Source organism: Streptococcus sp. S5 (assembly GCF_034134805.1).
GTDB lineage: Bacteria > Bacillota > Bacilli > Lactobacillales > Streptococcaceae > Streptococcus > Streptococcus lingualis.
This window is the reverse complement of sequence record NZ_CP139419.1, coordinates 1294182-1313039: the sequence shown is the minus strand read 5'-3', so window position 1 is coordinate 1313039 and position 18858 is coordinate 1294182. Positions and strand designations below refer to the sequence as shown.

At 44.3% G+C, this 18858-nt stretch carries 21 protein-coding genes; 20 read left to right on the top strand and 1 reads right to left on the bottom strand.

Annotated features, from left to right (window positions below):
- Nucleotides 1-154 precede the first annotated feature (154 nt).
- The 8 genes from SM123_RS06220 (at nucleotide 155) to SM123_RS06185 (ending at nucleotide 7248) form a co-directional block, all read left to right on the top strand.
- Nucleotides 155-1366: a phosphopentomutase gene (locus SM123_RS06220; RefSeq protein ID WP_129824785.1), complete on the top strand. Its 1212-nt coding sequence runs from the start codon at nucleotides 155-157 to the stop codon at nucleotides 1364-1366.
- A gap of 1 nt (nucleotide 1367) precedes the next feature.
- Complete coding sequence (locus tag SM123_RS06215) at nucleotides 1368-1910, top strand: DUF1697 domain-containing protein (RefSeq protein ID WP_320909233.1); 543 nt, start codon at nucleotides 1368-1370, stop codon at nucleotides 1908-1910.
- A 13-nt stretch (nucleotides 1911-1923) separates the two neighbouring features.
- Nucleotides 1924-2733 (top strand): purine-nucleoside phosphorylase, encoded by an 810-nt coding sequence (locus tag SM123_RS06210; RefSeq protein ID WP_320909232.1) that lies wholly within the window; start codon nucleotides 1924-1926, stop codon nucleotides 2731-2733.
- Nucleotides 2734-2737: 4 nt separating this feature from the next.
- Nucleotides 2738-3973, top strand: coding sequence for a chloride channel protein (locus SM123_RS06205; RefSeq protein ID WP_320909231.1), 1236 nt, complete (start codon nucleotides 2738-2740; stop codon nucleotides 3971-3973).
- A complete protein-coding gene (locus tag SM123_RS06200) occupies nucleotides 3970-4680 on the top strand; it encodes a type 1 glutamine amidotransferase (RefSeq protein ID WP_320909230.1) in 711 nt (236 codons plus the stop codon). Before SM123_RS06205 ends, SM123_RS06200 begins: the two co-directional genes overlap by 4 nt.
- Nucleotides 4681-5038: 358 nt before the next feature.
- Nucleotides 5039-5749, top strand: a complete 711-nt coding sequence (gene deoD, locus SM123_RS06195) for a purine-nucleoside phosphorylase (RefSeq protein ID WP_003007097.1) — start codon at nucleotides 5039-5041, stop codon at nucleotides 5747-5749.
- Complete coding sequence (locus SM123_RS06190; RefSeq protein WP_320909229.1) at nucleotides 5749-6516, top strand: hypothetical protein; 768 nt, start codon at nucleotides 5749-5751, stop codon at nucleotides 6514-6516. Before deoD ends, SM123_RS06190 begins: the two co-directional genes overlap by 1 nt.
- Complete coding sequence (locus tag SM123_RS06185) at nucleotides 6517-7248, top strand: NAD-dependent protein deacylase (protein ID WP_223141946.1); 732 nt, start codon at nucleotides 6517-6519, stop codon at nucleotides 7246-7248.
- A 182-nt stretch (nucleotides 7249-7430) separates the two neighbouring features.
- Here SM123_RS06185 and SM123_RS06180 read toward each other — a convergent pair whose 3' ends face one another.
- Nucleotides 7431-8339: a LysR family transcriptional regulator gene (locus SM123_RS06180; protein WP_003003594.1), complete on the bottom strand. Its 909-nt coding sequence runs from the start codon at nucleotides 8337-8339 to the stop codon at nucleotides 7431-7433.
- 242 nt (nucleotides 8340-8581) lie between these two features.
- On the opposite strand from SM123_RS06180, the gene SM123_RS06175 reads away from it, so the two are divergent.
- The 12 genes from SM123_RS06175 (at nucleotide 8582) to SM123_RS06120 (ending at nucleotide 18855) form a co-directional block, all read left to right on the top strand.
- Complete coding sequence (locus SM123_RS06175; protein ID WP_320909228.1) at nucleotides 8582-10018, top strand: DUF6688 domain-containing protein; 1437 nt, start codon at nucleotides 8582-8584, stop codon at nucleotides 10016-10018.
- 185 nt (nucleotides 10019-10203) lie between these two features.
- Entirely contained in the window at nucleotides 10204-11010 is an 807-nt protein-coding gene (locus tag SM123_RS06170; RefSeq protein ID WP_320909227.1) for a dihydroorotate dehydrogenase electron transfer subunit, read from the top strand.
- Between the two features lie 9 nt (nucleotides 11011-11019).
- A complete protein-coding gene (locus tag SM123_RS06165) occupies nucleotides 11020-11958 on the top strand; it encodes a dihydroorotate dehydrogenase (RefSeq protein WP_049504335.1) in 939 nt (312 codons plus the stop codon).
- 180 nt (nucleotides 11959-12138) lie between these two features.
- Nucleotides 12139-12831 (top strand): orotidine-5'-phosphate decarboxylase, encoded by a 693-nt coding sequence (gene pyrF, locus SM123_RS06160; RefSeq protein WP_195529500.1) that lies wholly within the window; start codon nucleotides 12139-12141, stop codon nucleotides 12829-12831.
- Between the two features lie 353 nt (nucleotides 12832-13184).
- Nucleotides 13185-13817 carry an orotate phosphoribosyltransferase gene (pyrE, locus tag SM123_RS06155; protein WP_003003338.1) on the top strand — a complete coding sequence of 211 codons (633 nt, stop codon included), beginning with the start codon at nucleotides 13185-13187 and terminating at the stop codon, nucleotides 13815-13817.
- A gap of 142 nt (nucleotides 13818-13959) precedes the next feature.
- The gene (locus SM123_RS06150) at nucleotides 13960-14559 is read left to right on the top strand and encodes a hypothetical protein (RefSeq protein ID WP_320909226.1); all 600 of its coding nucleotides are present in this window, start codon (nucleotides 13960-13962) and stop codon (nucleotides 14557-14559) included.
- Between the two features lie 55 nt (nucleotides 14560-14614).
- Complete coding sequence (locus tag SM123_RS06145; RefSeq protein ID WP_320909225.1) at nucleotides 14615-15106, top strand: DUF3592 domain-containing protein; 492 nt, start codon at nucleotides 14615-14617, stop codon at nucleotides 15104-15106.
- Between the two features lie 66 nt (nucleotides 15107-15172).
- Entirely contained in the window at nucleotides 15173-15670 is a 498-nt protein-coding gene (locus SM123_RS06140; RefSeq protein WP_239681882.1) for a hypothetical protein, read from the top strand.
- The gene (locus SM123_RS06135) at nucleotides 15671-15868 is read left to right on the top strand and encodes a hypothetical protein (RefSeq protein ID WP_049506507.1); all 198 of its coding nucleotides are present in this window, start codon (nucleotides 15671-15673) and stop codon (nucleotides 15866-15868) included.
- A 76-nt stretch (nucleotides 15869-15944) separates the two neighbouring features.
- Complete coding sequence (locus SM123_RS06130) at nucleotides 15945-17450, top strand: glycosyltransferase family 39 protein (protein ID WP_320909224.1); 1506 nt, start codon at nucleotides 15945-15947, stop codon at nucleotides 17448-17450.
- Nucleotides 17451-17727: 277 nt separating this feature from the next.
- Nucleotides 17728-18381, top strand: coding sequence for a uracil-DNA glycosylase (locus tag SM123_RS06125; protein ID WP_023917989.1), 654 nt, complete (start codon nucleotides 17728-17730; stop codon nucleotides 18379-18381).
- 9 nt (nucleotides 18382-18390) lie between these two features.
- Nucleotides 18391-18855, top strand: coding sequence for an NUDIX hydrolase (locus SM123_RS06120; protein ID WP_254742026.1), 465 nt, complete (start codon nucleotides 18391-18393; stop codon nucleotides 18853-18855).
- Nucleotides 18856-18858: the final 3 nt, after the last annotated feature.

Here is an 18858-nt window from a genome sequence, read left to right as displayed (position 1 = left end):
GTAGTAGAGCCCACTCAACCACTGCGTCTTGCTCGACAATCCAAAAACAATTGAGAGGCTAGGACTTTTGTCCCAGCCTCGGATCAAATAACGGCTCTCTTCTTATAGGGATATGGTATAATATAGCTAGTTTAATAAAGGAAAGAGGCAGTATATGTCAAAATTTAAACGCATGCACTTAGTTGTGCTGGATTCAGTTGGGATCGGTGCTGCACCAGATGCCAATAACTTTGTCAATGCAGGAGTTCCAGATGGAGCATCTGATACTTTGGGACACATCTCTAAAACCGTCGGTTTGAATGTACCAAACATGGCGAAAATCGGTCTTGGAAATATTCCTCGTGAAGTACCATTGAAGACTGTGCCAGCTGAAAGCAACCCAACTGGTTATGCGACAAAATTACAAGAAGTCTCTCTTGGGAAAGACACCATGACTGGACACTGGGAAATCATGGGGCTCAACATTACAGAACCGTTTGATACCTTCTGGAATGGTTTCCCTGAAGAAATTATTACAAAGATTGAAGAATTCTCAGGACGTAAGGTCATCCGTGAAGCTAACAAACCTTATTCTGGTACAGCGGTCATCGATGACTTTGGTCCACGTCAAATGGAAACTGGTGAGTTGATCATTTATACATCAGCAGACCCTGTTCTTCAAATCGCAGCTCACGAAGACATCATTCCTTTGGATGAACTCTACCGTATCTGTGAATACGCTCGTTCCATCACTTTGGAACGTCCAGCTCTTCTAGGCCGTATCATTGCTCGTCCTTATGTTGGGGAACCTGGAAACTTCACACGTACAGCCAACCGTCGTGACTTAGCTGTTTCACCATTTGCGCCAACTGTTTTGGATAAGTTGAACGAAGCGGGTATCGATACCTATGCAGTTGGTAAGATCAACGATATCTTCAACGGAGCTGGTATCAACCACGATATGGGCCACAACAAATCAAATAGCCACGGTATGGATACCTTGATTAAGACCATGGGACTTCCTGAGTTCCAAGAAGGGTTCTCATTTACCAACTTGGTAGACTTTGATGCTCTTTACGGCCACCGTCGCAATGCTCACGGCTACCGCGATTGCTTGCATGAGTTCGATGAGCGTTTGCCTGAAATCATCGCAGCCATGCGTGAAGATGACCTCTTGATGATTACGGCTGACCATGGTAACGACCCAACCTACGCTGGTACTGACCATACGCGTGAATACATCCCATTCTTGGCTTATAGCCCATCTTTCAAAGGCAATGGCGTGATTCCGGTTGGCCACTTTGCGGATATCTCAGCTACTGTGGCGGAAAACTTTGGTGTTGAGAAAGCCATGATCGGAGAAAGCTTCTTAGATAAATTGGTTTAAGATGATGCGCTTTGCTCTCCTCGTAAGAGGAATCAATGTTGGCGGCAAAAACAAAGTGGTCATGGCTCAACTTCGTCAAGAATTGATGGAGCTGGGATTGGAACAAGTGGAAACCTATATCAACAGTGGCAATATCTTCTTTACGACAGATCTTTCTCGATCTCAGTTAGTAGAGTGCCTGTCTACTTTCTTTGAGAAACACTATCCCTTCATCCAGCGCTTTTCTCTTCTGAGTCGTGAAGACTATGAAGCAGAATGTGCAAACCTACCGCAATGGTGGCCAGAAGAGATGGCTCGCAAGGATGTGCTCTTTTACACCGAGGGCTTGGATAGGGAATCCGTAGAAGAAAAGTTGCTTGCTTTGAAGCTAGGCGATGAAGTGCTTCACCTTGGCAAAACAGCGGTTTTTTGGGGGAAATTCTCAGAAGCAAGCTACGCTAAAACCGCCTACCACAAACATCTGATGAAGATGCCTTTCTATCGCCAAATTACTATTCGCAACGTTAACACCTTTGACAAAATTGGTAGATTACTTAAGAAATAAAAGGAGATACACAATGACATTGTTAGCAAAAATCAATGAAACAGCTGCTTTCTTGAAGGACAAAGGAATGGAAGCGCCTGAGTTTGGCTTGATCCTTGGATCAGGTTTGGGTGAACTGGCTGAAGAAATCGAAAATCCAGTCGTAGTAGACTACTCTGACATTCCAAACTGGGGACGTTCGACAGTTGTCGGCCACGCTGGTAAGTTGGTTTATGGTGATCTTGCTGGACGTAAAGTTTTGGCTCTTCAAGGTCGTTTCCACTTCTACGAAGGAAACCCATTGGAAGTGGTGACTTTCCCAGTTCGTGTCATGAAAGTGTTGGGATGTGAAGGAGTGCTAGTAACCAACGCTGCTGGTGGTATCGGCTTCGGTCCTGGTACCTTGATGGCTATTACTGACCACATCAATATGACTGGTCAAAACCCATTGATCGGTGAAAACTTGGATGACTTTGGTCCACGTTTCCCAGATATGTCTAAAGCTTACACACCTGAATACCGTGAGACAGCCCACAAAGTAGCTGACAAATTGGGTATCAAATTGGATGATGGGGTTTATATCGGTGTGACTGGTCCTACCTATGAAACTCCAGCTGAAATCCGTGCGTTTAAGACTCTTGGTGCAGATGCTGTCGGTATGTCAACGGTTCCTGAAGTCATTGTTGCAGCGCATTCTGGCTTGAAGGTTCTTGGTATTTCATGTATTACCAACTTTGCGGCTGGTTTCCAAGAAGAGCTCAACCACGAAGAAGTAGTGGAAGTGACTGAGCGCGTCAAAGGCGACTTCAAAGGTTTGCTAAAAGCGATCCTTGCTGAACTCTAATCCAATGAAAGTACGACTCCAAAGTCTACCCTACGGACTGAGGTTGCTTCTAGCCACCTTATCATTAGGGATTGGGACGGGCCTGGTCGGAATTGCCTGCCATTATCTACTGGAAGGGGTGCAAGGACTGGCCTTTGGCCAAGATACATCGGATTTGCTCCAGCAATTTCAAGAAGCTGGAGGTCTCCGTAGATTCCTGGTCTTGTGTGTGACTGGGTGCTTGGCAGCTGGCTTCTGGTATGTCCTGCAAAAGCGTTATAAGATCCTGTCTATTCGTCAGCAAATTGACTTTGCTGGAGACAGGGATCCAGCACTCTTAGCCCACCTCCTTCATGCAGGGATGCAGGTGGCAATTGTTGGAGCAGGCGCATCGGTCGGAAAAGAAGGAGCCCCACGTGAGGTCGGGGCTCTTCTAGCTGGTCGCTTGGCGAAGGGATTCTCACTAGCTCTCAAAGAGCGAAAAGTCTTGATCGCCTGTGGGGCTGGAGCTGGTTTGGCTGCGGTCTATCAGGTTCCCTTTGCCAGTAGCTTGTTTGTCTTTGAGACCCTGGGACTTGCCTATAGTTGGCAGAACTTTCTACTAGTTTTGACCAGTACTTATCTGGCCACCTGGGTCGCTCAGTCCATCGTTGGTCAGGAGGCCGTTTATCACCTGTCCGCAGTCTCATGGTCGGCTAGCGGCTTCTTACAGGCTATTGTGATTGCTTTCTTGGTCACTCCCTTGGCTCTGGTCTTTGCTTTCCTAGCCAAGCGGGCTAGTCACAAACGGCGGAAGGATAGGACGATTCTTTGGGCTCTTCCTCTAGCCTTTCTAGTGCTGGGGAGCCTAGTAGCCTTTTTCCCTATCTTTATGGGAAATGGCCAGGTACTAGCGCAAGCCCTCTTGTCTAGCCAGTCGATTCCTTATCTTCCATTGACTCTTGCAGTGAAGGGGCTTATGGTTTACCTCCTCTTGCGCAATGGTGCTTATGGGGGTACCTTGACACCATCATTTGCCCTTGGGATTGGTTCTGGCTACCTAGTGACCTTGCTTTTGACAGTCCTTGGGATTCATCTGGATCCTGCTCTAGGGATGTTACTAGGAGCGACAGTCTTTTTAGGGACGACCCTAGAAGCTCCTCTGACAGCCATTGCCCTGAGCCTTGGATTTACAGGCCAAACTTGGAGTTTGACAATCCCGCTGGTACTTGCAGCTGGTCTGTCTTATGTGATTCGAAAGAGATGGGAGAAGAAACGATGAAGGTACATTTTGTACTGCATGAAACCTTTGAAGTGCCGGGAGCTTATCTAAAATGGGCACAGGAGCGTGGCCATCAAGTGACCACGACTAAAGTCTATGAAAATGAAGCCCTACCAGAGACAGTGGATGAGATCGACTTCTTAATTGTGATGGGAGGTCCTCAATCGCCAGATGAAGATCGGGAAACTTTTCCATACTATGATCCTCAGGCAGAGATCGAGTTGATTCAAAAAGCCATGAAGGCAGATCGTTATATTGTTGGGGTCTGTCTTGGTGCCCAGCTCCTGTCTGTTGCTTATGGCGCAGAGTATGAACACAGCCCTGAGCGCGAGATTGGGGTTTATCCTGTGAACTTGACGCCTGAAGGACTCACAGATCTGCATGTCGGTGAGTTTGGAGCAACTCTTGAAACCGGTCACTGGCATGGTGATATGCCCGGATTGACAGAAGATGCTGTTGTTCTTGCGACCAGTCAAGGCTGTCCACGTCAGATTATTCGCTTTAGTCCGAAACACTATGCCTTCCAAGCCCACTTGGAATTTGATCCAGAAGCAGTTGATCTCTTGATTGCTGCTGACGGTGAAGATGTTTTGGAAGAACAAAGCCAAAACCTGACCTTTGTTCAAAAACCTGAAGCCATTCGTGTTTACGATTATCGAGAAATGAATGCCAAACTCTATGCGTTTTTGGATTCATTAACAAATTAAATATAAAAAGGAAAGGAAGAGCATGTGTTCTGATTTGAACACGAGCGGAAAGCTCTCCTAATTACTCAATAAAAAAAGAAAGGATGGGTTTACCGTATTCGCTGAACTGAATACGGGCGGAGAACTGTGTAAAAAAGATAAACTGTCTAGCATCTGCGATGCGTCGTCAGTTTCCTATTTTTACTTTGTTCTCTGTCGCCTGTCCTGTATATAAAAAATGAAAGGAAAGGGAGTTCGGGTTTGAAACTGAACCCGGGCTAGAGGCTGTGTAAAAAAGATAAATCCTCCTATATGCGATGCATCTTTGTCGGATTTCCTATTTTTACTTTGCCTCTTTAACGCCCTTGGTATCTTAATTATGTCTATCCATATTGCTGCTAAGCAGGGTGAAATTGCTGATAAAATTCTTCTTCCTGGGGATCCTCTTCGTGCGAAATTTATCGCTGAGAACTTCCTTGAAGACGCTGTTTGCTTCAACGAAGTTCGTAACATGTTTGGTTACACAGGAACTTATAAAGGTCACCGTGTATCTGTCATGGGTACTGGAATGGGGATGCCATCGATCTCTATTTATGCGCGTGAGTTGATTGTCGACTACGGCGTGAAGAAATTGATCCGTGTGGGAACGGCTGGTTCTTTGAATGAGGATGTGCATGTTCGTGAATTGGTCTTGGCACAAGCAGCTGCAACCAACTCAAACATTATCCGTAACGACTGGCCTCAATACGATTTCCCACAAATCGCTAGCTTTGATCTTTTAGACAAGGCTTACCACATTGCCAAAGACCTTGGTATGACGACTCACGTCGGCAATGTCTTGTCATCAGATGTTTTCTATTCAAACTATGGTGAAAAGAACATCGAGCTTGGTAAATGGGGCGTCAAAGCTGTGGAAATGGAAGCAGCGGCTCTTTACTATCTTGCTGCTCAACACCATGTTGATGCCCTTGCTATCATGACCATTTCTGATAGTTTGGTCAATCCAGATGAGGACACAACTGCTGAAGAACGTCAAAATACTTTCACTGACATGATGAAAGTCGGTCTTGAGACCTTGATTGCAGACTAATGGCAAAATTCTTTCATGATGAATGGCTCTACGATCTCCAAAATTATCACTACAGCCGGGCTCTGCGTTCTATCAAGCAGCAGGAAGAAGTACCGGATTTGTTGGTGAGTTTACTGCAGTTAATGGCGGAGCGTCGAGAGCTCAATATCCAACCCGTCATGAATCAAAAGTTGAGAACCGAGTTGCTAGAAGCGACTGGTTTTCAGCTTTTTTGGCATGAAGAACCAGAAGATGAGCAGTTGGCCAACTACCTCTATGATCTAGAAGCGAAATTGCGAAATGAGCAGATTATTGACTTTGTTCGTGCCGTTAGCCCAGCTATCTATCGGATCTTTATGCGATTGATTCAGTTGAAAATTCCTGATATTACCAACTATATTCATAACTCCAAAGAATCCAGTTATGACCGTTGGAAATTTGAGAGCCTGCATGCGTCCGACAACCCTATCCTGCAGCAATTCCACAGCGAAAGTGTGGTCAATTCGCCCAGTTTGACGGAGTTGATTGTGCAGTTGGACTTTCCAGATAGCGTCAAAGTTGCGGCCCAACAATTGCGGGAGTTAGAAAAATCAGTTCGCAACCCCTTGGCCCACTTGATCAAGCCCTTTGATGAAGAAGAGCTCCATCGGACGACGGGTTTCTCTTCTCAGGATTTTATGAAGAATTTGATTGACCTTGCAAGCTACACAGGCATCCATTATGATCAAGCTAACTTTTATTTTGATCAGGCCAATGCTGTCATGGAAGAGCTACTAAAGGAGAAGTAGATGGATAAGATTGCTCAACTACAGGAGATGATTGATCAGAGTCAACGGATCGTGTTTTTCGGAGGGGCAGGAGTTTCCACGGAGTCAAATATTCCTGATTTTCGAAGCTCAGACGGTGTCTATAGTGTTCAGGTAGGGCGGCATTTGACAGCTGAGCAATTGGTCTCCCATACCATGTTTGAGCGCTATCCAGAGGACTTTTTCGACTTCTATAAGAAATACCTACTCTACCCAGATGCCAAACCCAATGCTGCCCATCGCTATCTGGCTCGGCTTGAGGAGACTGGTAAGCTCAAGGCAGTAGTGACACAAAATATTGATAGTCTCCATGAAATGGCTGGTTCTAAAAAAGTCTTGAAGCTCCATGGTAGCGCCGACCGCAATTACTGTACGGGTTGCCAGCGATTTTATGATTTGGAAGCTTTTTTAGCTTTGGAAGGCCCGGTTCCACACTGTCTGGACTGTGGCAAGGTGGTCAAGCCTGATGTGACACTCTACGAGGAGCCTCTTGATATGGAGGTCTTTAGTCAAGCAGCCCAAGCCATCCAAGAGGCTGATCTCCTGATTATCGGTGGAACCTCTCTTGTGGTCTACCCAGCAGCTAGCTTGATCCAGTATTTCCAAGGGAAGAAGCTGGTTGTCATCAATAAGACCAGTATCCCACAAGACAAGCAAGCAGACCTAGTTATCGAAGGAAAGATTGGAGAAGTATTTTCACAATTAAGACAATAAAAAGAGAGTGGGACAGAAATCGGTAATTCGTTAGAATTCGATTTCGTCGTCCCACCTCCGCACAGTTGAGTAGGGCTGTAAAAGCTGATGAAATCAGCGTAGTAGAGCCCACTCAACCACTGCGTCTTGCTCGACAATTCAAAAATAATTGAGAGGCTAGGACTTTTGTCCCAGCCTCTTTTTTACTTATCAAACTTCACTTCCTCAAGTAAGTACTCGATGAATTTTTCTCCCATTTTTGAGAGGGCTGTTTTTTCATGTTTGATGTAGACCAGCTCGATTGGGTCTTCGATATCAAGGGGAATGGAGACGATGTTGTTTCCGTTGAGATTGCTGTTGAGGATCCCGGTCGCAATGGTGTAGCCATCCAGACCAATCAAGAGATTAAAGAGGGTCGCGCGGTCACTGACGACGATGGATTTCTTATGATGCTCTTGAGAGAGGATCTCTTCTGAGAAGTAGAAGGAGTTGTGGGTTCCTTGGTCATAGCTAAGGTATGGGAAATCTTCCAGATCAGACAAGTGAACGATCTCTTTCTTGGCAAGAGGATTGGTCTTGCTGACAAAGATATGAGGTTGCGCTGTAAAGAGGTGGGTGGCAATCAAGTGATTATCATCCAGCATCTTAGAGAGGACATCTCGGTTGTAGCTATTCAAAAAGAGTACGCCAACCTCGCTTCGGAAATTCTTGACGTCATCGATGATCTCCCAAGTCCGCGTCTCCCGTAGGAAGAGCTCGTATTTTTCCATGTCGCTTTTCTTCAATAGTGAAACGAAGGCCTCAACCACGAAGGCGTAGTGCTGTGAAGAGACACTGAAAAGCTCACGAGAACCCACAGGATTTTTATAGCGCTCGGACAAGAGGTCAATCTGCTCCACCACCTGGCGGGCATAAGAGAGGAACTCCATCCCATCGCGGGTCAAAGTGATCCCTTTAGGATTCCGGATAAAGATTTCAATTCCCATCTCATTTTCCAAGTCCTTAACGGCATTGGAAAGGCTAGGTTGCGTGATGAAGAGTTGTTTTGCGGCCTCATTCATAGAGCCGGTTTCGACGATTTTGATAATGTATTGTAATTGTTGTATTCTCATGCTTTTATTTTAACATAAAAGAGCGCGTTTTTCCCGTAAAATGTGGTCTTTCAAGGACTGTATGAGAGAATAAGACAGGCTGAGGTAGGTAATAGGAAGTAGGCTAGATCGAATAATTAAAAATAGAAAATTGGAAACAAAATCTCCATCTGGGGACTGATTTTGATGGAAAAATACAGTTTTGTCTTGATTAAGGGGAGATCTGATTGATAGAATGGTAAAAAATTGATTGAGGAGATCTTATGAAAAAACTAGTTTCCTGGTATAAGAAAAAGGATAAGGAATTGGAACCCCATTTCACAGCCGGTCTGTTGCAGATCAATTTTGTGACAAATGCACTGATTCTATTAGCCTTTTACATTTATTTTGTGGTTAGTGAGTCGATTTATGCAATTAAGGATCCATTCATTCAATTTAGTGTTTGGGAGATCATATCCTTTACGATGAAGATCTTACCCTACGGTCTAATCATAGCCCTCTTTGTTCCCAATATTTTTGTCATTATCTATGGGATCGGTCGGTGGTCTAGCCTCCAGTTCAAAGAAGCTGAAGAAGAAGCTCTCAAAGATCCGGATTTGTTTGAAGATAGGGTGCCAAAGGAAGGAAAAGGGACAAGAGAAGATGACGCATCTCTTATGAAGGAAAAGCAAGAATCACCTAGTCCTAAGCCTGTCAAAAAGAAAAAGCAACAGCCTACCATTGTTCTTTGGTTTGGACTCTTTGGTTGCTTTCTCGAAGCGATTTTCATTTACATCGTCAAGGAGATGACTTTTTACGATTGGAGTGAGAGTTTAATCAATTCTCAGAAACATGCCCTGATCTGGTCTGGAGCCTATCCGACCTTCTTCACACTGGCAGCTCTTACTTTACTTGCCTTGATTATCTATTCCTACCGGGATGCGAATTCACTCTCGCCACTAGCAAATGTCTTCTGCATCAGTGGCATTCTAGGAGGAGTGGTTCTCCTCTTAGTTTTTGATAATCAACTGCAGGTAGCAAGTTTTCACACCTTTTTCTTACTGATCTATTCCATCCATCTCTTATGGGTTCGTATCAAGGAGTGGCAGGAAGATCGAACAGAGATAAGCTATAAGAATCGTCTACTTCAATGGCTCCATCAGCTCTTAAACAAGTCGCGCAACTGGCCTTGGCTAGCGGTCCTTGTCGCTCTTCCAACTCTTGCTCTTGTTGTTTTCGTTCTCATGCTCTTTGGGCAGCAACCGGATTCCATGATCAAGGCCTGGACCAATACAGCTGACTGGGCCTTCTCACAGAAGATCCCTCCTCAGAATCTCATCATTGATGAGCACTATCTCTGTACGGTTGCGGCTGGTGGGCATGAAAAAGTTGTCAAGCCACAGCGGATGGGCGTCCGCCACGGTCATCCAGTCGTTGTCAATCGCCAGCTCTGTATCGCCAATGCCTTTGAACAGGTACTAGAAGAAAAGGCGCCGCGATTCCATCGCTTCTTGCGTCGCAATTATGACCGCTATGGCTATCCCTTTGCTAAACACATCAAGAAGAAATGGGCTATGGACCTGATTTACTACCTAATGAAACCCTTGGAATGGCTCTTTTTACTGGTTCTTTATCTAGTTGATCGTAAGCCTGAAAACAGAATCGCCATGCAATACATCAAACCGATCCCAGAAGATTTTGATCCCAAGAAAGCTTCGTAAGCTACCGATTTCTACTTGACAAGCGAGAAGGAGCGCGATATAATGAGACAAATTTAACCTTTAAGAGGTCCAGAGAGGCCTGCAAGGAAAGACAGAAAAAAGATCAGCAGACTGTGTCTAGCTGATCATTTGTAGGGCCTTGCTTTTGCGAGGTCTTTTTTGCTGAAAGAAAGAAGAGGAAATCAATGGTCAGTGACAGTTGTAAAAAACGCTTTGGCAAAATCATGATGGAGGAGATGGAGCTAGTCGCTCAAGAAGAGATCGCTCCCCGCATCTATTCTATGATCCTGAAGGGCGAAATGGTGGCGCAGATGCTGCCAGGTCAATTCCTTCATATCCGCGTCCCTGATGGGTCCAAGCTCCTTCGCCGTCCGATTTCAATTGCTGAGATTGATCCTGAGACACAGACGTGTCGCTTGATCTACCGCATCGAAGGTGGGGGGACAGCTATCTTTTCCCAATTGCCAATCGGTAGCAAACTCAGTGTCATGGGGCCTCAGGGAAATGGCTTTGATCTCACCAATCTTGGCCAAGGTCAGAAAGCCTTGATTATTGGTGGCGGGATCGGTGTTCCTCCTTTGGTCCAAGTGGCCAAACAACTCCATGAGCAAGGGGTAGAAGTTGAAGTGGTTGTCGGCTTTGCGACCAAAGACGCCGTCATTTTGGAAGAAGAGCTTTCTCAGGTGGCTCATGTCACTGTAACGACAGACGATGGGACTTATGGCACTAAGGGCTATGTCTCTACGGTTATTGATCAGATGGACCAGGAGTTTGACGCTATCTATTCTTGTGGAGCACCTGGCATGCTCAAATATGTCAATACCAAATTTCATGACCATCCCCGCGCCTACATTTCCATGGAATCACGAATGGCTTGTGGGATGGGGGCTTGCTATGCCTGTGTAGTGCATCTGGAAAATGAAAGCCAAGCAGCTAATAAGCGCGTGTGTGAAGACGGACCGGTCTTTGAAACCGGTACGATTGTGATGTAGGAGGACCTTATGACAGCAAATCGACTAGCCGTATCCTTACCTGGTTTAGACTTGAAAAACCCGATTATTCCGGCATCTGGCTGTTTTGGTTTCGGTCAGGAATATGCCAAATACTATGACTTAGATCTGCTTGGATCCATCATGATCAAGGCGACAACTGCTGAGGCTCGTTTTGGTAATCCAACGCCACGTGTCGCCGAGACGCCTGCCGGCATGCTCAATGCCATTGGGCTCCAAAATCCAGGGGTAGACGTGGTCCTGGCAGAAAAACTTCCTTGGCTGGCCCAACATTATCCCGACTTACCGATTATTGCCAATGTAGCTGGCTTCTCCAACGAAGAGTATGCGACGGTATCTGGCAAGATCTCGCAAGCGCCAAATGTCAAAGCCATTGAGCTCAATATCTCTTGTCCAAACGTAGACCATGGCAACAACGGTCTTTTAATCGGGCAGGTTCCTGAGTTGGCCTATGCGGCTGTGAAAGCAGCGGTAGAAGCATCCTCAGTCCCTGTCTATGTCAAGTTAACGCCTAGTGTAGCAGACATCACGCAGGTCGCAAAAGCAGCAGAAGACGCAGGTGCAACTGGTTTGACCATGATCAATACCTTGGTCGGCATGCGCTTTGACCTCAAGACTGGTAAGCCCATCATTGCCAATGGAACCGGAGGCATGTCTGGTCCAGCCGTTTTCCCAGTTGCATTAAAACTCATCCGCCAGGTCGCCCAATCCACTAAACTTCCGATTATCGGAATGGGAGGTGTGGATTCAGCAGAAGCAGCCATTGAAATGATGATTGCTGGTGCCTCTGCGATTGGAGTTGGAACCGCTAATTTCACCGATCCTTATGCATGTCCAACCATCATCGAAGATCTGCCACAGGTCATGGATCGCTATGGTATTGACACACTTGAGAACTTCCGAAAACATGTACGGGAAAATCTACTGTAAATCCTTGACTTTTCCCAAATATCGTACTACAATAAATAAAAACCTTTAAAGCAGTCCAGAGAGGCTCCTAAGGTCTAGACGGTGAATCATGGTAGTTGTTCCTACCTAATTTTCGTGTAACCTTGCCTCGGGCAAGGTTTTTTTGTAGACAAAATGATCAATCAAAAAAAGGAGTAATCCATGCGTGAAGAACGTCCTATTATCGCCCTTGACTTCCCAGCTTTCGATGATGTCAAAAACTTTTTAGAGCATTTTCCAGAAGACGAAAAATTATTTGTAAAAATCGGAATGGAATTTTTCTATGCAGTTGGTCCTGAAATTGTACATTACCTCAAAGGGCTTGGACACAGTATTTTCCTTGATTTAAAATTGCATGATATCCCAAATACAGTCAAATCAGCCATGTCCGTACTGGGGACTTTCGGAGTAGATATGGTGACGGTCCACGCAGCCGGTGGTGTAGAGATGATGCGCGAAGCCAAGGCAGCTCTTGGTGAAGGAGCTAAATTGGTAGCCGTGACCCAGTTGACTTCTACCAGTGAGGAAGACATGCGTGATTGCCAAAACATCCAAACAACGGTCCAAGAATCTGTAGTTAATTACGCTCGCAAGGCGCAAGAAGCAGGCTTGGATGGCGTTGTTTGTTCAGCCCATGAAGTAGCTTTGATCAAGGATGCCACTTCATCAGACTTTGTCTGTGTCACACCAGGGATTCGACCAGCAGGAGCTGAAATTGGTGACCAAAAACGGGTTATGACGCCACAAGAAGCTCATAAAATTGGATCTGACTATATTGTTGTTGGACGTCCAATTATTCAAGCAGAAAACCCATGGGATGCTTACCATGAAATTAAGAGACAGTGGAATAGTTAAGAACGTCTAAGAAGCTGTGCTTCAAGACGTTCTACGGGAAGCCCGATAGGGCCTTCCCTAAACTATTCACTAGATTTAGAGGATAAAAATAATCGTTTTATCCTCTAAATCGTCGGAACACTAATCGCTACTAAAAGTGAAACTTTTGTAGCTCTACGGGAAGTCCTACGGGACCTTCCCTAACGCATTCACTAGATCACAGAAGAGAAAATGATCGTTTCTCTTCTGTGAACGTCGGAATAATCGGAGCCCGATAGGGCCTTTCCTAACGCATTCACTAACCTGTAATGTTGTTGTTTAAATCAATAATTGATTTAATTCGTATATGATTAAAATCGTAAAAAGGAGTTGTCATGTCATTAGCTAAAGATATTGCTAGCCATCTTTTGAAAATCGAAGCGGTTTATTTGAAACCGGAAGAACCTTTCACTTGGGCATCTGGGATCAAATCCCCTATTTATACAGATAACCGTGTAACCCTCGCTTATCCTGAAACTCGTACCTTGATCGAAAATGGATTTGTAGATAAAATCAAGGAAGCTTTCCCTGAAGTAGAAGTGATTGCAGGTACAGCAACTGCAGGGATTCCTCACGGAGCGATTATTGCGGATAAGATGAATTTGCCATTTGCCTACATTCGTAGCAAACCAAAAGACCACGGTGCTGGAAACCAAATCGAAGGCCGTGTACCACAAGGTCAGAAGATGGTCGTAGTGGAAGATTTGATTTCTACTGGTGGATCTGTCTTGGATGCTGTCGCAGCTGCCAAGCGTGAAGGTGCGGACGTTCTTGGTGTCGTAGCTATCTTCACTTACCAATTGGAGAAGGCCGATAAGAAATTTGCGGAAGCTGGCGTTCAACTTGAAACCTTGTCTAACTATACAGAATTGATTCATTTGGCAGAAGAACAAGGTTACATCACTTCTGAAGGCTTAGAGTTGTTGCACCGTTTCAAGGAAAACCAAGAAACTTGGCAAAATAAATAAAACAACTGAAGCGTTTTTAACGCTTCTTTTTTATACTCTTTTCACTAGTTGGTGGTTAACTTGATTCTCAAAGTAAAATCCGGTATGATAGTAGTAATTGTTTTTATGGATGAAGGAAAAACTATTTTTAAGGGAGAATAAGATGTCAAAAGAAGATTATTTGCAAATGAAGAAGCAGGCTCGGGTCTGGTTTACCGTCAATATCATCATCAGTTTGATTGCTATTGCAGGAGGAATTTTAGTGGTCATTAGTAAATCACGTCATATCCCATTTTTATTGATGGCCTTGGGGGCACTGACCTTGATGAACCAATTCTTGGTTACCCCTGCTTTCAACGCCAAAAAAGAAGCTGAGGAAGAACATCCAGACTGGAAAGTCTTGTCTACTAAAGATACTAAACTTCCTGAGGAGAATCTGCAGAAAGGGTTTCTTGTATCCATTACGGCTCTTCTGATTGTCATTATTGGTTTCTTCATGTTCTATCGTCCTCTTCCGACAACAGACGCAGGAACTGAAGTGATCAGAACCTATCGAGAGATTCAGTCTGTTCCAGAAAGTTCGACAGAAAAAGAATCTAACTCGATCTCCAATTTGACTCCGAAAGATGTTCAAACTTTACAAGAATTGAAAGAAGAGATTGAATCCAATGCCCCATCAGATTCAAATTCACTAGATATAAACAAAGCAAAAGATTTTGCAGAAAAAGCGCAGCAACAGAATTGGTTGAAAAGGGGAGAATAAAAATCTTTTCAAGGGATTTGAAATCAACTAGTTTATGTGAAAGGGTAAAAAATCAATGACAGTAACAATATTCTGGCTTAGTTTGGGCATTCTTACCCTTATTTTCCTGATCATTCTGCTCATCTTTTACATCTTTTATCGTCGTGAAATAAAAGTGAAAACAGAATCTACCGCAAAAGTTATGGGAGAAGTAGTTGCTTTTGATTCCAAAAATCAACTGCTTATTTCTCTGCCTGAGGTGGAGTATCAAGTCGAGGGTGAAAGATACCAAAAGACCTTTACCTACGCTTATTTCAGAGAGACTTCTTCTAAGTCAAGACAAACCAATGTTTTCGATAGAACCTATGTTCTTGGAGCAGGTAAAAATCTAGATTTGCGGATGATATTCCCAATTGGGTCTCCTATGACAGTCTTTTATAATCCAAGCAAGCCACAGATTGGTTTTGTCGAACGATATGCCGGCTTAGTCGGTTTCTATAAAATCGGAATGATTCTAACGGTTGGAATTTATCTTGGGTTAGTATGTATTCTAGCTTTGTTAGGTTGAATTGTTCCGACCTATCTGAAATAAAAAGCACATTCATATATGTTTGGTTGAATGAGAGGATTTTCAATGATCAAAAGAGGTCAATGTTTTAATATCAGTTTGAATGGGAAAAGGCCACTCTGGGGGTACTTTTTGTTGGTGACAGATCAAGGGGAAGAATTCATCGTCAAACGCAATAGTAAAATCCCTTTCGACAAGTACCGAAAAGTGTACCAGACCAACCATTCGTTTAAAGATCAAATTTTTTCAAAGAAAGCACCAGCAAATATTTATTCTTTGATTGGTGTTCCACTAGGCCTATTATTAGCAAGGACATTTATAAAGATCCTTCCCATGGACCTTTTCTTTGGGAAAGCAAATCTTGATTTGAATGTTAGAGAAGGGGCGATAAATGTCTTTTTGTTTCTATTTGCAGTTATGATCACTTTATGGCTGGTCGCTATTGCTAGATATGTGCAGTTGAAACGGTTTGTTAAGAAAAATGAAGCAGAACTAGTATTTGTTGGTCAGATAAAACCAGTAGAGTATCTTCAAAAAACAGCAAATGGAATCGAGGTGTGGTGAATGCGAAAAATAAGAAAACGTCAATTGTTTGCCCTGGTTTGTTTAAGCATGATAGTCCTGTTTTTAGCATATTTTGTTCAAATGCGCTTGTTTTTGGGATTGATTTTATATTTGTTGGTCGTTCTCTTTTATAGAGGCCTTGAATTCACAGAGCCTCGGGAAATTGAGTTTGATTTTAAGGAAGATCCTAAAGATTAAAGATTATTCCCCAACCTTAATGATTTCCTACCACCCCATAACAGCAGAAATGCTGTTTTTTTGATATAATGGACCTATGTTATCGAAAAGTAAACGTATTCTATTTGGGATGCTTCATGTTGTCATGTTGCTAGTGATGGTCCACTGGTTCTTGATCAGTGTGATCTATCTGAGAGAGATTTCATGGCTAGCCATTTTAGGTGCTGGATTGTTATTTCTGCTAGCCTGGCTGAAACGCGATGGGCTAAAGAGTGCCTTTGCTTGGTTGACTCGGCATAAAAAAGGCTTCTTACTTGGAGCGGTTGTCTTTCAGTTGATTGTTATGGTTTGTGCGGAGCTCTTTATCCGTCGGGATGCTGCGGTTGTTTTCAAAGGGGCTTTTGATCTTCTTAAGCAATCTTCTATCACCAACTACCTCAGTCGCAATCCCAATAACATTCCGCTCTTTCTTTACGAGAAGTTTTTCTATGTTTTATTTGGCTCTAGCGGTCTGTGGGTCATGCAGGCTCTCAATATCCTCTATGTCAATCTGGGTGCAGTCCTCTTGTACAAGCTGTCCCAGAAGCATTTCAATCAAAAAACGGCTGATCTAGTCTATCTCTTCTATGTGAGCTTGATCTGTTACTCGCCTTATTTCTATTCCATGTATACGGACATTCCGCCGCTTCCTTTGATCGCTCTTCAGTTATGGTGGGCCTTGGATCTCTTGAAGGAAGACCAAGCAAGCATCTCTTGGAAAAAGATAGTTGGCTTGGGCATCTTATCTGGCCTATCCATGTTGATTCGTCCAACGACAATTATTGTCTTGATTGCCTTTTGGACTGTGCTTTTCTTTAGAGGAAATTGGAAGGCCTTTGGAAAGATTGCTACGGTGACCGTGGTGATGACGGGCTTTGTCTTTGCAGGATTGAATACGGCGGTCAATCATCAAAGAGTTGTACCGATCTTGAAACAAGAAGGGCTGGCTAAAGGACCTCTCTTGTTTATCAATCTGGGCTTGACGGATATGGGCCACAATCAAGAAGATATGAAAGAAGGCTTGTTGGCCTATATCGATGAGGATAAGCGCTCGGATTACAACAATGGACTCTTTAAAAAAGAAAATGTGATCAAAGAAATCAAGCGCCGTCTCAAGGAGTACGGTCCGTTCGGTTTGATCGGGCATATCTACTACAAGCAATCCTTGACGGTAGCAGAAGGAACCCTGGGCTGGCTCTACCGAGATGTAGAGTATGAGAAGACGCCTTTTATCAATCCTCTCTATGCACCCCTGACTAAAAATAATGGTCTGGCAAAATGGGTGCGGACCTATTTTCTCAGCATTGATCGCCCGCAGTACAGGTATTATGAATTTGTCAAGCAGCTGATCTGGATCGTCCTATCAGCTGGTTTGGTTGGAGCTTATCTCAAACGCCGAGATACAGATGACTTTAACTTCCTTTCCTTAGCGGTTTTTGGTGGCTTGCTCTTCTTAACCATCTTTGAAGGAGGGAAGACCCGCTACCTCATCCAATTCTTACCGCAAATTTTACTAGTCGCTTCGATCGGTCTAGCAGGATTTACCAAGAAAGAAAATACATAAAACACCTGCTTGTTTGACAGGCAGAAAAAGAGAGTGGGACAGAAATCGGTAATTCGTTAGAATTCGATTTCGTCGTCCCACCTCCGCACAGTTGAGTAGGGCTGTAAAAGCTGATGGGATCAGCGTAGTAGAGCCCACTCAACCACTGCGTCTTGCTCGACAATTCAAAAATAATTGAGAGGCTAGGACTTTTGTCCAGCCTCTTTTTTATCCAGTGGATCTGCACCAAATGTGGTATAATGAAAGGTAAGAATTTATTGGATAGCGGAGAGTTTCCATGCAGCATTCACCCTGGCATGAAGCCATCAAATCCCATCTTCCAGAAGGGTATTTTCACCAGATCAATGACTTTATGAATGAAGTCTATAGCAAAGGAGTGGTTTATCCACCGCGTGACAAGGTCTTTAAGGCCTTGCAGACGACAGAGATGGATCAGGTCAAGGTCTTGATCTTAGGCCAAGATCCTTACCATGGACCGGATCAAGCGCAGGGCTTAAGTTTCTCTGTTCCAGATCATGTACCAGCGCCGCCTTCTTTGCAAAATATTCTCAAAGAATTGCGCTCAGATATTGGAGAGAAGCGGTCGCATGATCTGACCTCTTGGGCGGAGCAAGGGGTGCTCTTGCTCAATGCCTGTTTGACGGTTCCAGCTGGTCAGGCTAATGGTCATGCAGGACAAATTTGGGAGCCTTTCACAGATGCTGTGATCAAGGTGGTCAATGAGTTGGAGGAGCCAGTTGTCTTTATCCTCTGGGGATCTTATGCCCGTAAGAAAAAGCCGCTGATTACCCACGATCGACATTTGGTCCTTGAATCAGCTCACCCAAGTCCTTTATCGGCCTACCGAGGATTCTTTGGTTCCCAACCCTTTTCAAAAACCAATCAATTTTTGAAAGAGGCGGGACGCGAGCCGATTGATTGGTTAAGATAGGAGAAAGAAATGCCACAATTAGCAACGATTTGTTACATTGACAATGGGAAAGAATTTCTCATGTTGCATCGCAATAAAAAGCCCAATGATGTCCATGAAGGTAAATGGATCGGAGTTGGTGGAAAATTAGAACGCGGAGAAACCCCACAGGAGTGTGCTGCGCGTGAGATTTTTGAGGAGACCGGCCTGAAAGCAAAGCCAGTCTTGAAAGGGATCATTACTTTCCCTGAGTTTACTCCAGATCTGGATTGGTACACCTATGTCTTCAAGGTAACTGAGTTTGAAGGGGATCTCATCGAGTGTAACGAAGGGACCTTGGAATGGGTACCTTATGATCAAGTCCTCTCAAAACCAACCTGGGAAGGGGACCACACTTTTGTCGAGTGGTTGTTGGAAGATAAACCCTTCTTTTCAGCAATGTTTCGCTATGATGGGGATCGCTTGCTAGAGACCCATGTTGATTTTTATAAATAAAGG

What these genes read in the sequence shown, in the direction of transcription:
- SM123_RS06220 (WP_129824785.1), top strand. Translation starts at nt 155, where the DNA reads ATGTCAAAATTTAAACGCATGCACTTAGTTGTGCTGGATTCAGTTGGG.
- SM123_RS06215 (WP_320909233.1), top strand. Translation starts at nt 1,368, where the DNA reads ATGATGCGCTTTGCTCTCCTCGTAAGAGGAATCAATGTTGGCGGCAAA.
- SM123_RS06210 (WP_320909232.1), top strand. Translation starts at nt 1,924, where the DNA reads ATGACATTGTTAGCAAAAATCAATGAAACAGCTGCTTTCTTGAAGGAC.
- SM123_RS06205 (WP_320909231.1), top strand. Translation starts at nt 2,738, where the DNA reads ATGAAAGTACGACTCCAAAGTCTACCCTACGGACTGAGGTTGCTTCTA.
- SM123_RS06200 (WP_320909230.1), top strand. Translation starts at nt 3,970, where the DNA reads ATGAAGGTACATTTTGTACTGCATGAAACCTTTGAAGTGCCGGGAGCT.
- deoD (WP_003007097.1), top strand. Translation starts at nt 5,039, where the DNA reads ATGTCTATCCATATTGCTGCTAAGCAGGGTGAAATTGCTGATAAAATT.
- SM123_RS06190 (WP_320909229.1), top strand. Translation starts at nt 5,749, where the DNA reads ATGGCAAAATTCTTTCATGATGAATGGCTCTACGATCTCCAAAATTAT.
- SM123_RS06185 (WP_223141946.1), top strand. Translation starts at nt 6,517, where the DNA reads ATGGATAAGATTGCTCAACTACAGGAGATGATTGATCAGAGTCAACGG.
- SM123_RS06180 (WP_003003594.1), bottom strand. Translation starts at nt 8,339, where the DNA reads ATGAGAATACAACAATTACAATACATTATCAAAATCGTCGAAACCGGC.
- SM123_RS06175 (WP_320909228.1), top strand. Translation starts at nt 8,582, where the DNA reads ATGAAAAAACTAGTTTCCTGGTATAAGAAAAAGGATAAGGAATTGGAA.
- SM123_RS06170 (WP_320909227.1), top strand. Translation starts at nt 10,204, where the DNA reads ATGGTCAGTGACAGTTGTAAAAAACGCTTTGGCAAAATCATGATGGAG.
- SM123_RS06165 (WP_049504335.1), top strand. Translation starts at nt 11,020, where the DNA reads ATGACAGCAAATCGACTAGCCGTATCCTTACCTGGTTTAGACTTGAAA.
- pyrF (WP_195529500.1), top strand. Translation starts at nt 12,139, where the DNA reads ATGCGTGAAGAACGTCCTATTATCGCCCTTGACTTCCCAGCTTTCGAT.
- pyrE (WP_003003338.1), top strand. Translation starts at nt 13,185, where the DNA reads ATGTCATTAGCTAAAGATATTGCTAGCCATCTTTTGAAAATCGAAGCG.
- SM123_RS06150 (WP_320909226.1), top strand. Translation starts at nt 13,960, where the DNA reads ATGTCAAAAGAAGATTATTTGCAAATGAAGAAGCAGGCTCGGGTCTGG.
- SM123_RS06145 (WP_320909225.1), top strand. Translation starts at nt 14,615, where the DNA reads ATGACAGTAACAATATTCTGGCTTAGTTTGGGCATTCTTACCCTTATT.
- SM123_RS06140 (WP_239681882.1), top strand. Translation starts at nt 15,173, where the DNA reads ATGATCAAAAGAGGTCAATGTTTTAATATCAGTTTGAATGGGAAAAGG.
- SM123_RS06135 (WP_049506507.1), top strand. Translation starts at nt 15,671, where the DNA reads ATGCGAAAAATAAGAAAACGTCAATTGTTTGCCCTGGTTTGTTTAAGC.
- SM123_RS06130 (WP_320909224.1), top strand. Translation starts at nt 15,945, where the DNA reads ATGTTATCGAAAAGTAAACGTATTCTATTTGGGATGCTTCATGTTGTC.
- SM123_RS06125 (WP_023917989.1), top strand. Translation starts at nt 17,728, where the DNA reads ATGCAGCATTCACCCTGGCATGAAGCCATCAAATCCCATCTTCCAGAA.
- SM123_RS06120 (WP_254742026.1), top strand. Translation starts at nt 18,391, where the DNA reads ATGCCACAATTAGCAACGATTTGTTACATTGACAATGGGAAAGAATTT.